The 14,256-nt window shown below is 55.9% G+C and carries 13 protein-coding genes; 9 read left to right on the plus strand and 4 right to left on the minus strand.

Features of this window, described 5'->3' with window-relative positions; genetic code table 11:
- Nucleotides 1-10: 10 nt before the first annotated feature.
- The 3 genes from AC2T6E_RS12345 to paeA all read left to right on the plus strand — a co-directional run bounded on the left by AC2T6E_RS12345 (nucleotide 11) and on the right by paeA (nucleotide 4,193).
- A complete protein-coding gene (locus AC2T6E_RS12345) occupies nucleotides 11-1,033 on the plus strand; it encodes a Gfo/Idh/MocA family protein (protein ID WP_108417876.1) in 1,023 nt (340 codons plus the stop codon).
- A 79-nt stretch (nucleotides 1,034-1,112) separates the two neighbouring features.
- The gene (locus AC2T6E_RS12350; RefSeq protein ID WP_336667108.1) at nucleotides 1,113-2,660 is read left to right on the plus strand and encodes an MFS transporter; all 1,548 of its coding nucleotides are present in this window, start codon (nucleotides 1,113-1,115) and stop codon (nucleotides 2,658-2,660) included.
- Between the two features lie 195 nt (nucleotides 2,661-2,855).
- Nucleotides 2,856-4,193: a polyamine export protein PaeA gene (paeA, locus tag AC2T6E_RS12355; protein WP_486691978.1), complete on the plus strand. Its 1,338-nt coding sequence runs from the start codon at nucleotides 2,856-2,858 to the stop codon at nucleotides 4,191-4,193.
- A 70-nt stretch (nucleotides 4,194-4,263) separates the two neighbouring features.
- Here paeA and AC2T6E_RS12360 read toward each other — a convergent pair whose 3' ends face one another.
- Nucleotides 4,264-4,470 carry a DUF1107 domain-containing protein gene (locus AC2T6E_RS12360; RefSeq protein WP_003856054.1) on the minus strand — a complete coding sequence of 69 codons (207 nt, stop codon included), beginning with the start codon at nucleotides 4,468-4,470 and terminating at the stop codon, nucleotides 4,264-4,266.
- 326 nt (nucleotides 4,471-4,796) lie between these two features.
- Between AC2T6E_RS12360 and AC2T6E_RS12365 the strand changes: the two genes are divergently transcribed.
- Nucleotides 4,797-5,354, plus strand: coding sequence for a YtfJ family protein (locus AC2T6E_RS12365; protein WP_486691981.1), 558 nt, complete (start codon nucleotides 4,797-4,799; stop codon nucleotides 5,352-5,354).
- On the opposite strand, the gene cysQ is transcribed toward AC2T6E_RS12365, so the two are convergent.
- Complete coding sequence (gene cysQ, locus AC2T6E_RS12370) at nucleotides 5,348-6,088, minus strand: 3'(2'),5'-bisphosphate nucleotidase CysQ (protein ID WP_010427426.1); 741 nt, start codon at nucleotides 6,086-6,088, stop codon at nucleotides 5,348-5,350. The two genes, AC2T6E_RS12365 and cysQ, sit on opposite strands and share 7 nt — an antisense overlap.
- A 190-nt stretch (nucleotides 6,089-6,278) precedes the next feature.
- Here cysQ and AC2T6E_RS12375 point away from each other — a divergent pair, with 190 nt between their 5' ends.
- Nucleotides 6,279-8,222, plus strand: a complete 1,944-nt coding sequence (locus AC2T6E_RS12375; protein ID WP_348573163.1) for a bifunctional 2',3'-cyclic-nucleotide 2'-phosphodiesterase/3'-nucleotidase — start codon at nucleotides 6,279-6,281, stop codon at nucleotides 8,220-8,222.
- An 83-nt stretch (nucleotides 8,223-8,305) separates the two neighbouring features.
- Here the strand turns inward: AC2T6E_RS12375 and AC2T6E_RS12380 are convergent, their stop codons facing one another.
- A complete protein-coding gene (locus AC2T6E_RS12380) occupies nucleotides 8,306-8,692 on the minus strand; it encodes a winged helix-turn-helix transcriptional regulator (protein ID WP_172411117.1) in 387 nt (128 codons plus the stop codon).
- 84 nt (nucleotides 8,693-8,776) lie between these two features.
- On the opposite strand from AC2T6E_RS12380, the gene AC2T6E_RS12385 reads away from it, so the two are divergent.
- From AC2T6E_RS12385 to AC2T6E_RS12395, 3 genes are all read left to right on the plus strand, one after another.
- Nucleotides 8,777-9,625, plus strand: a complete 849-nt coding sequence (locus AC2T6E_RS12385; RefSeq protein ID WP_126816386.1) for an SDR family oxidoreductase — start codon at nucleotides 8,777-8,779, stop codon at nucleotides 9,623-9,625.
- 81 nt (nucleotides 9,626-9,706) lie between these two features.
- Nucleotides 9,707-10,531, plus strand: coding sequence for an AraC family transcriptional regulator (locus tag AC2T6E_RS12390; protein WP_211448515.1), 825 nt, complete (start codon nucleotides 9,707-9,709; stop codon nucleotides 10,529-10,531).
- A 75-nt stretch (nucleotides 10,532-10,606) separates the two neighbouring features.
- Entirely contained in the window at nucleotides 10,607-11,572 is a 966-nt protein-coding gene (locus tag AC2T6E_RS12395) for a DMT family transporter (RefSeq protein WP_211448517.1), read from the plus strand.
- A 79-nt stretch (nucleotides 11,573-11,651) separates the two neighbouring features.
- Here AC2T6E_RS12395 and AC2T6E_RS12400 read toward each other — a convergent pair whose 3' ends face one another.
- Nucleotides 11,652-13,301 carry a methyl-accepting chemotaxis protein gene (locus tag AC2T6E_RS12400; protein WP_211448519.1) on the minus strand — a complete coding sequence of 550 codons (1,650 nt, stop codon included), beginning with the start codon at nucleotides 13,299-13,301 and terminating at the stop codon, nucleotides 11,652-11,654.
- Between the two features lie 245 nt (nucleotides 13,302-13,546).
- On the opposite strand from AC2T6E_RS12400, the gene ytfE reads away from it, so the two are divergent.
- Nucleotides 13,547-14,209: an iron-sulfur cluster repair protein YtfE gene (gene ytfE / locus AC2T6E_RS12405; protein ID WP_108417883.1), complete on the plus strand. Its 663-nt coding sequence runs from the start codon at nucleotides 13,547-13,549 to the stop codon at nucleotides 14,207-14,209.
- Nucleotides 14,210-14,256: the final 47 nt, after the last annotated feature.

Below are 14,256 nucleotides of genomic sequence, written 5' to 3' on the forward strand. Positions count from 1 at the left end.
GGGAACGACGATGACGATCCTGAACACGGCAATTATTGGCGGCGGCGCGATCCACCGTTGCCATGTGAATGCTCTCCGCCAAATTCCTAACGTGGCGCTACGCGCGCTGGTGGATATCGACAGCGTCAAAGGGTTGAAGCTGGCGATGGGCTATCAGTGCCGCTTTTATCAGGATTACCGGGAAATGCTGCTGGATGACAGCATCGACGTGGTGCATATCTGCACGCCTCACTTTGAACATAAAAGCATGATCCTGGCGGCGCTGGCCGCCGGGAAGCACGTTTTCTGTGAAAAGCCGGTGGGCATGAACGGCAGTGAACTGGTCGATATCGCCCGCGCCGTTGAGCAGGCGAAGGGGCAGTTTGGCGTCTGTTACCAGAACCGACTCAACCCCACCAGCCTGCGCGTGCGTCAGGAGTTAGCCCATGGCGGGCTGGGTAAGATGCTCAGCATCAAGGCGGTGCTAACCTGGTCACGCTTCGGCACCTACTACACCGACAGCCCGTGGCGTGGGCGACTGGCGACCGAAGGCGGCAGCCTGCTGATCAACCAGGCAATCCACACCCTCGACCTGATGCAGTGGTTCGGCGGCGGCGTGACGCGGCTGAAAGGCGTAGTCGATAGCGGAGAACTGGCAGACGTGACCGAAGGGGAAGACAGCGCGATGGCGACGCTGCATTTCGCCAACGGCGCTCGCGGCCTGTTTTATGCCACTAACTGCCACACCACCGATTCCCCTCTTCTGATGGAGATCCACTGTGAACACGGTTCACTGCTGCTGGAACACAACGTTCTCTGGCGCATCACGCCCGGTGAACGCCTCAAACTGACAACCGACGATTCACCCGACGGCTCGGTCAAAAGCTACTGGGGCCTGGGTCATCAACAGGCGATCCGTCGCTTTTATCACGCCCTTATTCATCCGGAAAACAGGGATTACACCGATATCCATGAAGCCGGCAAATCACTCACCCTTGTGGAGGCCATTTATCGCTCATCTCAATTACGACAATGGATAGAGATCAATAACTAGAACGTAATGTGCAATCCAGACGTTAATAAAAACACGACCTGACATACAGGTTAAACATTACCCTACACTGGATATTATTATGGTCAAACCAACTGAACGTAGAGTTGGTTATGGCGTAGCGCTTGGCTACGGCATAACCGATCTGTTTGGCGGAGGCGCTTTCGCCATTATCGGCACCTGGCTGTTATTTTTTTACACCACCTATTGCGGACTCTCTGTGATTGAAGCGGGCTCAATATTTGCCATTGCCCGCGTCATTGATGCGTTATTAAGTCCGATTATGGGTTATATCACCGATAATTTCGGGGATACCTGGCTTGGACGAAAATTTGGTCGTCGCCGCTTCTTTTTATTACTCAGCTCCCCGTTAATGTTTCTGTACGCCCTGCTGTGGATGACGGACATGGGATACTGGTACTACCTGGGCACCTATCTGTCTATCGAACTGCTGTCGGCAATGGTGCTGGTGCCCTGGGAGACGCTGGCGGCGGAAATGACCAACCGCTACGAAGAGCGTAGCCGCCTCTCCGGCGTGCGCATGATCTGCTCACAGCTGGGCGGTTTTCTTGCGGTGTCGGTCCCCGGCGTGATTATGCAGTTCACCGGCAAAGATAATCCGTTTACCTATACCCTCACCGGACTGATATTTTCCTGCGTGTTCTGCATCGCGGTATTTATTACCTGGTACACCACCTGGGAAGCAAAAGATGTCCATCAGGAGTCGAACTTCAAGGTGGATAATCAGCGCAAAGGCGGCCTGGGGAATCACTTGAAATATCTGGTGCTCGATCTCTTTTCGTCATTCCGCATCCGTGCGTTCCGCCTGCATATTCTCATCTATATTTTTTCTTTTACCGCAATGGATGTATTCGGTTCAGTCTTTACCTATTACGTAGTGTATTGCCTCAGCCAGGATGCCTCAGCGGTTTCCGGCTGGCTAAGCATTGCGGCCTTTGCCTCGGTACCTGGCACCTATGGGTTTATGCTGCTGTTGAACCGGCTGAACATGACGCCTTCTGCCGCCCTGCGGCTCGCGTACGGCTGTATCTTCCTGGTGCTGGCGTTCCTGTTTACGGTCTACCTCACCAAAACGCAGGTGCCGACGCTGCTCTTCTCAGCGGTCTTTATCCTGCTCGGTGCGGCACGTTCCGGCCTGTATTACATCCCCTGGAATATCTACAGTTTTATCCCGGACATTGACGAGATGGTCACGCAGCAGCGCCGCGAAGGGATTTTTGCCGGGGTGATGGTTCTGACCCGCAAAAGTACCGTGGCGATTGCCATTATGATTATCGGCCTGGTGCTGCAGGAGTCCGGTTTCGTGAAGGGCAGCGGTGCGCAGCCTGAAAGCGCGCTGGGTGCCATTATCGGGCTAATGATATTCGCCACGGCAGCCCTGCTGGCCGTCAGCTTCTTCACGACATACAAATTCAAGCTGACCCGTGAGACACACAAGGTACTGCTCAAAGAAATTGCCCGCCGCAAGCTGGGCGGCGATTATCGCGACTGCGACGAGAAAACCCGCGTGGTGATCAAGCAGCTGACGGGCTACGAGTATGACCAGGTGTGGGGAGGCGACGCAACGCGCCGTGCAGTGGGTAACGTCCCGCTGTCGACCGTAAAATAGCGACATCGGCCGGACAGGCTCCCCGCCTGCCCGGCCTTTTTTTGCCCAAAATGTGACCTCTGGCAGATTTACATCTCTTTACGCTATACTACCGCTGAAATAATCGGCTCAACGCTACGAGCTGACGTTCAATGTGTCTTCACACAAATGGTATCAACTCCCCTTCTGAGGATCTGGCGAGAAGCCGGATAAACTATGTTAAACAGTATTTTAGTAATACTTTGCCTTATTGCCGTCAGTGCATTTTTCTCGATATCCGAGATCTCGCTGGCCGCGTCCCGTAAAATCAAACTTAAGCTGCTTGCCGATGAAGGCAACATCAACGCCACGCGCATCCTGAAAATGCAGGAAAACCCGGGCATGTTCTTCACCGTGGTGCAGATTGGCCTTAACGCGGTCGCCATTCTCGGCGGTATCGTGGGTGATGCGGCGTTTTCCCCGGCGTTTTATAGCCTGTTTGTGCAGTACATGTCCGCCGAGCTGGCCGAACAGCTGAGCTTTATCCTCTCCTTCTCGCTGGTGACTGGCCTGTTCATCCTCTTCGCAGACCTGACCCCGAAACGCATCGGTATGATTGCGCCAGAAGCCGTGGCTTTGCGTATCATCAACCCGATGCGCTTCTGCCTGTACGTGTTCCGCCCGCTGGTGTGGTTCTTTAACGGCCTGGCAAACGTGATTTTCCGCATCTTTAAGCTGCCGATGGTGCGTAAAGATGACATCACCTCTGACGACATTTATGCGGTTGTAGAAGCCGGGGCGCTGGCCGGGGTGCTGCGCAAGCAGGAGCACGAGCTGATTGAGAACGTATTCGAACTCGAATCCCGTACCGTGCCGTCTTCCATGACGGGCCGTGAGAACATTATCTGGTTCGATTTACACGAAGATGAGCAGAGCCTGAAGAACAAAGTGGCGCAGCATCCGCACTCTAAGTTCCTGGTCTGTAATGAAGATATTGACCACATCATCGGCTATGTCGACTCCAAAGACCTGCTGAACCGCGTGCTGGCCAACCAGAGTCTGGCGCTCAACAGCGGTGTGCAGATCCGCAATACCCTGATTGTGCCGGACACTCTGACGCTCTCAGAAGCGCTTGAAAGTTTCAAAACCGCCGGGGAAGACTTCGCGGTGATCATGAACGAATACGCGCTGGTGGTGGGTATCATCACCCTGAACGACGTGATGACCACGCTGATGGGCGATCTGGTGGGCCAGGGGCTGGAAGAGCAGATTGTTCAGCGTGACGAAAACTCATGGCTGATCGACGGCGGTACGCCGATTGAAGACGTGATGCGCGTGCTGGACATCGACGAGTTCCCGCAGTCGGGCAACTACGAGACCATCGGCGGCTTTATGATGTTTATGCTGCGTAAAATCCCGAAACGTACCGACTCGGTGAAGTTCTCCGGCTACAAGTTTGAAGTGGTGGATATTGATAACTACCGCATCGACCAGCTGCTGGTGACGCGCATCGATAACAAACCGACCGTGCTGGTGCCGAAGCTGCCGGACGCGGAAGAGAAGGTGTCGGCGTAAAGTCCCTGCCCCACATACATCAACGGCTCCCATTGGGAGCCGTCTTTTTAACTACTGCATAGCACGTTGGTTAAGCCATCTCAGTCTGCAGACGCATAACCTGACGGTTGACTTCGGACATCACAGACAGGTGCTGTTTGTCCTTCACTTTTGGGATAAGGATTTTGCCCTTATCAAATTCAAAAGCGCCAACATCCTTGATATACAACCGTCCACGGAACAGGATCTTCACGTACTTCGCCACCTGAAGCGGGTTGTAGCGTTGGAAAATTTTCATTCTTGTATCTCCTGCGAATCATACGCTCTTGCGGTGCCACAATCGGCCCGACTGTCCTGAGCGCAAATTTTATTGCCCAATGACTATAGACCAGAACTACGTTGTTACCCAGTGTGCATAAGTTTATTTACCGTTTGATTACAATTATTCAGAATAATCTTTGCAAACCGTTACTCAGGGCAGTATAAGCCGTCGTTTTTTCATGGATATGTGCGTTCACCCGCAAACTGGCATCGGGATTGCGGGAAAACCCCATTGATCGCACTTATGATTAAAAGCGTAAGACCAAGTGGTCGGATCACCTGCTAACAAAAAAAGGAAACACCATGACCCTACGTAATATCCTTGCAGCAGCCTGCCTGCTGCTGCCCCTGTGGGCTTGCGCTCACACGATTGAAAAAGGACAACGCGTACCGCCAGTCGGCATTGCTGACCGGGGAGAATTGATTCTCGACAATGATAAGTTTAGCTACAAAGTCTGGAATAGCGCGCAGCTTGCGGGCAAAGTGAGAGTTGTACAGCATATTGCCGGTCGTACATCCGCGAAAGAGAAAAACGCTACCCTGGTGGAAGCGATCAAAGCCGCAAAATTCCCGCACGATCGCTACCAGACCACCACCATTGTGAACACCGACGATGCCATCCCCGGCTCCGGCATGTTTGTGCGCTCGAGCCTGGAGAGCAACAAAAAGCTCTATCCGTGGTCGCAATTTATCGTCGACAGCAATGGCGTGACGCGTAAGGCGTGGCAGCTTGACGAAGAGAGCTCTGCGATTGTGGTGCTCGATAAAGAGGGACGCGTGCAGTGGGTGAAGGACGGCGGATTAACACAAGAGGAAGTGCAGCAGGTGGTTGCTCTGCTGCACAAGCTACTGGCTCAGTAAATTGAAACCCGGAAGCCAGGGTTGAGGAACGATTCGCGCGGGGTATAGTCCAGCGGCTTACCCTGCCAGTCGTGAACATGCGCACCGGCCGCCGCCGCTACCGCGTGCCCTGCCGCCGTGTCCCAGACGTTGGTTGGCCCAAATCGCGGGTAGAGCTGCGCGTGTCCTTCCGCCACCAGGCAGAACTTGAGCGATGAACCAATCGACGTCGTCTGGTGTTCACCCAGCTGCTGCAAATACTCCTGCAGTTCGCTGTCGCTGTGGGAACGGCTGATCACCACCAGCGGTGGACGCGCATCACGCACCTGAATCTGCTTACGCACGCCGCACTCTTCCTTCCAGGCTTTACCTTCCGCAGCGCTGTACATGACTTTCATTACCGGCGCGTAGACCACGCCGAGCACCGCTTTTCCTTTCTCAATCAGGGCGATGTTGACGGTAAACTCACCGTTGCGCTTGATGAACTCTTTCGTTCCGTCCAGCGGATCCACCAGCCAGTAACGCTGCCAGTGCTGGCGCTCGTCCCAGCCCTGCGGCGCTTCTTCTGACAGGACGGGAATATCCGGCGTTAACGCCTGCAAACCTTTCAGGATCACGCCATGCGCCGCGATATCCGCCGCTGTGACCGGGGAGTCATCAGCTTTGCTGACAACGTCCATCGGCTTCTCGCCGTCGTACACTTGCATAATGGCATCACCCGCATCCCGTGCGAGCTGACAAATTTTATCTAACATTCTCCACCTCTTCGTTAACGCAGTGGTCATAACTCGTTGTTTTATTTATATCGTAATGTGAACAATTCTGCTATCTGTGAAGCAATTCCGGTTTCACTACCCTTATTTCTGGCAGGATTCACACTTCTGTAAGCAACGCGATATACATACATAATCTTTTGTGGCTTGGATCGAAAAAAGGACTCTTCTGATGATTAAGTTTAGCGCAACGCTCCTGGCGACGTTGGTGGCCGCCAGCGTTCAGGCGGCAACGGTGGATCTTCGTATTCTGGAAACGACCGATCTTCACAGTAACATGATGGACTTCGATTACTACAAAGATACGCCTACCGAAAAATTCGGACTGGTACGCACAGCAAGTTTGATTAACGCCGCCCGCGGTGAAGTGAAAAACAGCGTGCTGGTCGATAACGGGGATTTAATTCAGGGTAGCCCATTGGGCGATTACATGGCCGCGAAAGGGCTGAAAAAGGGCGAAATTCATCCGGTTTATAAAGCGATGAATACCCTGGACTATACCGTCGGCAACCTCGGTAACCACGAATTTAACTACGGTCTGACATACCTGCACGATGCGCTGGCCGGTGCGAAATTCCCGTACGTTAACGCCAATATCATCGACGTTAAGACCCAAAAGCCGCTGTTCACTCCTTACCTGATTAAAGAGACCGAGGTTGTCGACAGCGAAGGTCATACGCAGACGCTGAAGATTGGCTACATCGGCTTTGTGCCGCCGCAGATCATGACGTGGGATAAAGCCAACCTCGACGGGAAAGTGACCGTTAACGACATCACCGAAACCGCGCGCAAGTATGTACCGGAAATGCGCGAGAAAGGCGCTGACCTGGTGGTGGTTGTCGCCCACTCGGGTCTCTCCGCTGACCCGTATCAGGCAATGGCGGAGAACTCCGTTTACTACCTGAGTGAAGTGCCGGGCGTTGACGCGATCCTGTTCGGCCACGCTCACGCGGTCTTCCCGGGCAAAGATTTCGCCAGCATCAAAGGCGCGGATATCGAGAAAGGGACGCTCAACGGCGTGCCGTCGGTGATGCCGGGGATGTGGGGCGATCATCTCGGCGTGGTGGATCTGGTGCTGAATAACGACGGCGGCAGCTGGAAGGTGACGCAGTCAAAAGCCGAAGCGCGTCCTATTTACGACGCTGCGGCTAAAAAATCGCTGGCAGGTGAAGATAAAAAGCTGGTCGACGTGCTGAAGCATGACCACGATGCGACCCGTGAATTCGTCGGCAAGCCGATTGGGAAATCCGCCGACAACATGTACAGCTTCCTGGCGCTGGTGCAGGATGACCCAACCGTTCAGGTGGTCAATATGGCGCAAAAAGCCTATGCCGAACACTTTGTTCAGGGCGATCCGGATCTGGCAAAACTGCCGGTGCTTTCAGCCGCAGCACCGTTCAAGGTGGGCGGACGCAAGAACGATCCGGCAAGCTACGTGGAAGTCGAAAAAGGCCAACTGACGTTCCGTAACGCCGCCGATCTCTATCTTTATCCGAATACGCTGGTCGTCGTCAAAGCGACGGGGAAAGAGGTGAAAGAGTGGCTGGAATGCTCCGCCGGACAGTTCAACCAGATTGACCCGAACAGCAGCAAGCCGCAGTCGCTGATTAACTGGGACGGGTTCCGCACCTACAACTTCGACGTGATCGACGGCGTGGAGTATCAGATTGATGTTACTCAGCCAGCCAGATACGACGGCGAGTGCCAGACCCTTAATCCGCAGGCTGAACGTATCAAAAACCTGACCTTCAACGGCAAAGCAATCGACCCGAATGCCACCTTCCTGGTGGTGACCAATAACTACCGCGCCTACGGCGGTAAGTTTGCCGGAACGGGTGACAGCCACATCGCTTTTGCTTCACCGGACGAGAACCGCTCGGTGCTGGCGGCGTGGATCAGTGCGGAATCGAAGAAGGCGGGCGAAATTCATCCGACAGTGGATAACAACTGGCGTCTGGCGCCGATCCACAGCGATACGAAACTGGATATCCGCTTTGAAACCTCGCCGTCCGATAAAGCTGCCGCGTTCATTAAGAACAAGGCGCAGTACCCGATGAAGAAGGTCGCAATGGATGATATCGGGTTCGCGATTTATCAGGTGGATTTGAGCAGGTAGCGGTGATTGTGCCGGGTGGCGCTTCGCTTACCCGGCCTACGAACTACGGGTAGGCCGGGTAAGGCGAAGCCGCCACCCGGCGTTTATGCCGCACGCTCGTCCCGGTTCGCCAACACCTGCGGCGTATTCAGTTCAATCCAGTCCGCCAGCGCGGCCACTTTCTCGCTCACCTCAACGCCCAGCGGCGTCAGACTATACTCTACGTGCGGCGGCACAACCGGATATGACACGCGATCGACAAATCCGTCCTGCTCCAGCGCCTGAAGCGACTGGGCCAGCATCTTCTCGCTCACGCCGCCCATCTTGCGGCGCAGGTCGCTAAAGCGATGCGTACCCTCGCGTAACGCCACCAGGATCAGCACGCCCCAGCGGCTGGTGACGTGCTTAAGCACGTCTCTTGAAGGACACTGTTCCGCGAAGAGATTGCCATCGCGCATTTGCTCGCTGAGTGTCGGAATGGTCTTTTTCATACTTACCTTTTTGTACGTACTTACTAAAAGTTAGCTTCAATGTTAGTGTGCCACAACACCAGACAAACACGAAGGAGATTCATCATGATCGCGATTACCGGCGCTACCGGCCAGCTTGGCCAGCTCGTTATTGAAGAACTGCTGAAAACCGTTCCAGCCAGCCAGATCGTGGCTATTGTGCGTAACCCCGCGAAAGCTGAAGCGTTGAGCAACCAGGGTATTGTGGTTCGTCAGGGGGATTACACCGACCAGGCGGCGTTCACGACTGCGCTGAACGGCGTGGATAAACTGCTGCTGATCTCCTCCAGCGAAGTGGGCCAGCGCGCTACGCAGCACCAGAACGTCATTAACGCCGCCAAAGCGGCAGGCGTGAAGTTTATCGCCTACACCAGCCTGCTGCATGCGGACACATCGCCGCTCGGCCTTCACGTTGAACACGTCGAAACCGAAAAAGCGCTGGCAGAGTCTGGCGTACCATATGCCCTGCTGCGCAACGGCTGGTACACCGAAAACTATCTGGCGAGCGCACCGCCGGCGCTGGAGCATGGCGTGTTTATTGGTGCTGCAGGCGAAGGCAAAATCGCCTCTGCGACCCGTGCAGATTACGCAGCGGCTGCAGCCAAGGTCGTTTCTGAGGACGGTCACGCAGGTAAGGTGTATGAACTGGCGGGCGACAGCGCGTGGACGCTGAGCGAACTGGCGGCTGAACTGAGCAAGCAGAGCGGTAAGCCAGTGGCGTATCAGAACCTGAGCGAAGCCGATTTTGCCGCCGCGCTGAAGGGCGTTGGCCTGCCTGCCGGGCTGGCGGATATGCTGGCGGATTCAGACACCGGCGCATCCAAAGGCGGACTGTTCGACGACAGCCGTACCCTGAGCAAGCTTATCGGTCGCCCAACGACGACGCTGGCGGAGAGCGTCAAATCCATCCTGTAAATGTTACGGATTGGTTATTTTTTGTGGCATCCCCTCGGGTCATCTCTGATAATGAAGCGATGACCCACGAGGAGGCTCACCGTGCAAGGCGTACCGGAACAGTTCATTGATGAGAGAGACAGCGCGCGCTTTCGCCATCTGGCGCAGCTGCCTGGCCTGGAACTCTATCACGCACATATCTCTGATTACGCCTTTGAGCCTCACACGCACGAAGCCTTCGGCATTGGCACCATTGAAACCGGCGCCGAACGCTTCCGCTATCGCGGTACCCAGCACCTCGCCTCCGAGAAATCCGTTGTCACCATGAACCCGGACGAGATCCACACCGGAGAATCCGCCACTGAAGGCGGCTGGCGCTACCGGATGGTCTATATCGAACCCGACCTGCTGGAAGAGGTGACCGGCCTGCGTCACTGGTGGTTTAGCGACGTCACCCGCTACGACCCGCAGCGCTCGCTGCAAATCGGCCAGCTGATTTACGGCCTGTGGCATACGAACGACCCGCTGACACAAAAAGGAATGCTGCTGGATCTGATTGAGACGTTCCGACCGTTAGCCCATCACGCGCCGGTGATTCAGGAAGGCGCACACCGGTTCGAACGTGTTCGCGAGTATCTGCACGATAACTATATGCACCCTCTGACGCTGGACGAGCTGGCAAACGTTGTCTCGCTCAGCCCGTACCATTTCCAGCGCCAGTTCAAGGCCCATTTTCACATCACGCCGCATCAAATGCTGATGGCGATCCGCCTGTGGCGCGCCAAAGCGTTTCTCACCCACGGCATGCCCGCCGCCGAAGTGGCTGCCGCAACCGGGCTAACCGACCAGTCGCATCTGACCCGCGCCTTTACCCGCCGCTACGGCATTACGCCGGTGCGTTATCAAAAGCAGGTTGCGCAGCGCTAATGCGCAATCTCATACAATACGCACGTATTTCGCCCTCCTACACTGAGTGCAAAGTAAATCAATGTGGATGGAAAAATGATTAGCGGCGTGTTGTATGCCCTGCTTGCAGGTTTGATGTGGGGGCTGATTTTTGTCGGCCCGCTGATAGTGCCGGAATACCCGGCGATACTGCAGTCCACGGGGCGTTATCTGGCGCTGGGGCTGATTGCCCTTCCTCTGGCCTGGCTGGGGCGGGTGCGCTTGCGCCAGCTTAGCCGCCAGGACTGGCTGACCGCGCTGGCGCTGACCATGATGGGCAATCTCATCTATTACGTTTGCCTGGCAAGCGCGATACAGCGCACCGGTGCACCGGTGTCGACCATGATCATCGGCACGCTGCCGGTCGTTATTCCTGTGTTCGCGAATCTGCTCTACAGCCACCGCGATGGCAAACTGGCGTGGTCAAAAATGGCGCCGGCACTGATCTGCACCGCCGTGGGTCTGGTATGCGTCAATATTGCCGAGCTGCGTCATGGGCAGGCGGAAGTTGACCTGTGGCGTTACGGTTCTGGCATTGTGCTGGCGTTCATTTCCGTGGCGTGCTGGGCCTGGTATGCCCTGCGCAATGCGCGCTGGCTGCGGGAGAACCCGGACAAGCACCCGATGATGTGGGCGACGGCGCAGGCGCTGGTCACGCTGCCCGTCTCACTGGTGGGCTATGCCGGGGCGTGCATCTGGTTAGGCCATCAACAGCCTGACTTCGCCCAGCCCTTCGGGCCAAGGCCGTGGGTGTTTATTGGCCTGATGGTGGCGATTGCGGTGCTGTGCTCATGGGTGGGCGCGCTGTGCTGGAACATTGCCAGCCAGAAGCTGCCGACGGTGATTTTAGGGCCGCTGATTGTTTTCGAAACTCTGGCCGGACTGCTTTATACCTTCCTGATGCGACAGAGTGTGCCGCCGTTATTCACGGCCTGCGGGATCGCGCTTCTGGTGGTGGGGGTGGTGATGGCGGTAAGAGCGAAGCCGGAAAAACCGAGGGTCGTTCCGGCGTCGGATATGTGAGCATTGCCCAGCGGCGCTGCGCTTGCAGGGCCTACAAAACCGTAGGCCCGGTAAGGCGTAGCCGCCACCGGGCAAGCCCTTAAAACGTTTCCCAGTTCCCTTCAGACGCCGCCGCTACGGGCTGCGCTTTTGGCACGTAGGTTTTCACCGGTGCCGCTTTGACCGCCTGGTTGCGGGTGATTTTAAACACCGCCACCGCTTCGTTCAGGCGTGCAGCCTGATCTTCCAGCGCTGCCGCGGCCGCCGCAGACTCCTCCACCAGCGAGGCGTTCTGTTGGGTGACGCGGTCCATCTCCGCCACCGCCTGACCGACCTGATCAATACCGCGGCTCTGCTCGTCAGAGGCCGAGGCAATTTCACCCATGATGTCGGTGACGCGGGTGACCGCATTGACGATCTCTGCCATCGTCGCGCCCGCTTCGTTCACCAACTGAGAACCCGCATTCACGCGCTCGCCGGAATCATCAATCAGCGCCTTAATCTCTTTCGCCGCCTGGGCGCTGCGCTGGGCAAGGGTACGCACTTCGCCCGCGACGACCGCAAAGCCACGGCCCTGCTCGCCCGCGCGCGCCGCTTCCACCGCCGCGTTCAGCGCCAGAATGTTGGTCTGGAAGGCAATACCGTCGATCACGTTAGTAATTTGCGCAATTTTGCTTGAGCTGGTGGCGATCTCGTCCATCGTACGCACCACGCCTTCCACCACGTTGCCGCCCTTCTTCGCGGTTGAGGAGGCATCCAGCGCCAGCCGGGAAGCCTGACGCGCGTTATCGGCGTTCTGCTTCACGGTGGCGGTCAGCTGTTCCATGCTGGCAGCGGTCTCTTCCAGAGACGCGGCCTGCTGCTCGGTACGGGAAGAGAGATCGTTGCTGCCCGCAGAGATTTCGCCCGCGCCGGTGTAAATGGTGTCTGCGCCTTCACGCACCACGCCCACGGTGTTCGCCAGCGACGTTTGCATCTCCTGTACGTTGCGGGCCAGGATCGCCATTTCGTTTTTACCCTGTGCCTGAATCGGCTGGGTCAAATCCCCTGCAGCAATGGCGCGGATATGGTTGATGACGTCCTCCAGAGGCAGCAGCAGCACGCGACGCATCGCAATCCAGCTGGAGATAATCACCGCAATGACGAGAATCATGACGGCAGAAAGGATCCACAGGATGCGCTTATAGTCGCTTTCGTTATCCCGAATGCCTTTATCAGTGAGCGCGGCCTGCGCCTCACGCCACTCGCGGTAGACCTTTTGCATCGCCGTCTGCTTCTGCTCGGCGTTCTGTTTAAACATATCTTCCAGATTGCCCTGGCCCAGCAGAACGTTCATTTGCGTCAGCGTGGCGGAATATATGCGGTACTGCTCCTCCAGCCGATCGGCCAGTTTTTCATCCAGACCCGGGGTTTCCGGCAGTGCGTAGTATTTATCGTAATGCGTCTGGGCATCGGCCAGCAGGTTTTTCGCGGTGTTCACCAGTTCGTTCAGCTGACCGCCGTTAATCTGCGACGCCATGCTGCTTTGCAGGCGCAGCATGCCGCGGTTCAGCGTCACGCGCGCCTGGTTCAGGCTGATCCAGGCGTCGGTAAATTCCGCGACGTTTTGGCTGGAAAGCTGAGAAACGGTGAAGTTCTCTTTATCGTTATTCAGCGCATTGATGAAAATGCCGGCAGAGATCAGCTGCATGATGCCGAGCACAAGCAGCACCGAAATCAGAAGGGTAATGACTTTTATACGTTTAAACATGCGTTGCCTTTTTTATATGCAGGTATTGTCTGACGTGTATCTATCGGCAGGCTCGGCGCGTTGTTTACTGTTTCTACACCTTTAAAAACTTTCTAAAGCACTTTCTTATGTTCATTCAGGGAGTTAAATGAGACATTTTTTTGTGATCCACATCTCATTCTCTCCCTTCCCTCTAAAGGGTTATAGCCTCGACTTAAAGATGCATTTAATATGCATCTTATATTATTCATGACGAGGTAACTGCTATGGCCTTCCGCGACCAACCCCTGGGCGAGCTGGCGCTCTCCATCCCTCGCGCTTCTGCGCTGTTTCGTAAATACGATATGGATTACTGCTGCGGCGGTAAGCAAACGCTGGCGCGCGCCGCGTCGCGTAAAGAGCTGGATGTCGAAGTGATTGAAGCCGAGCTGGCACAGCTGGCCGAGCAGCCCATCGATAAAGACTGGCGCACCGCACCGCTCGCGGAAATCATCGACCACATCATCGTGCGTTACCATGACCGTCATCGTGAACAGCTGCCGGAGCTGATTTTACAGGCGACCAAAGTTGAACGCGTTCATGCCGACAAACCTTCCGTACCGCGCGGCCTGGCAAAATACCTGACCATGCTGCACGAAGAGCTGTCCAGCCACATGATGAAAGAAGAGCAGATCCTCTTCCCGATGATTAAACAGGGCATGGGGAGCCAGGCGATGGGGCCTATCAGCGTGATGGAAAGCGAGCACGATGACGCGGGCGAACTGCTGGAGGTGATCAAGCACACCACCCATAACGTTACGCCGCCGCCAGAAGCATGCACGACCTGGAAAGCGATGTACAACGGCATTAACGAGATGATCGACGACCTGATGGAACACATCAGTCTTGAGAATAACGTGCTGTTCCCGCGGGCATTGGCCGGGGAATAAAAAAGGCCGCTGCGGCCTGACGCCCTCACCCCGGCCCTCTCCCACGG

The organism is Enterobacter sp. B79-1, assembly GCF_057444735.1.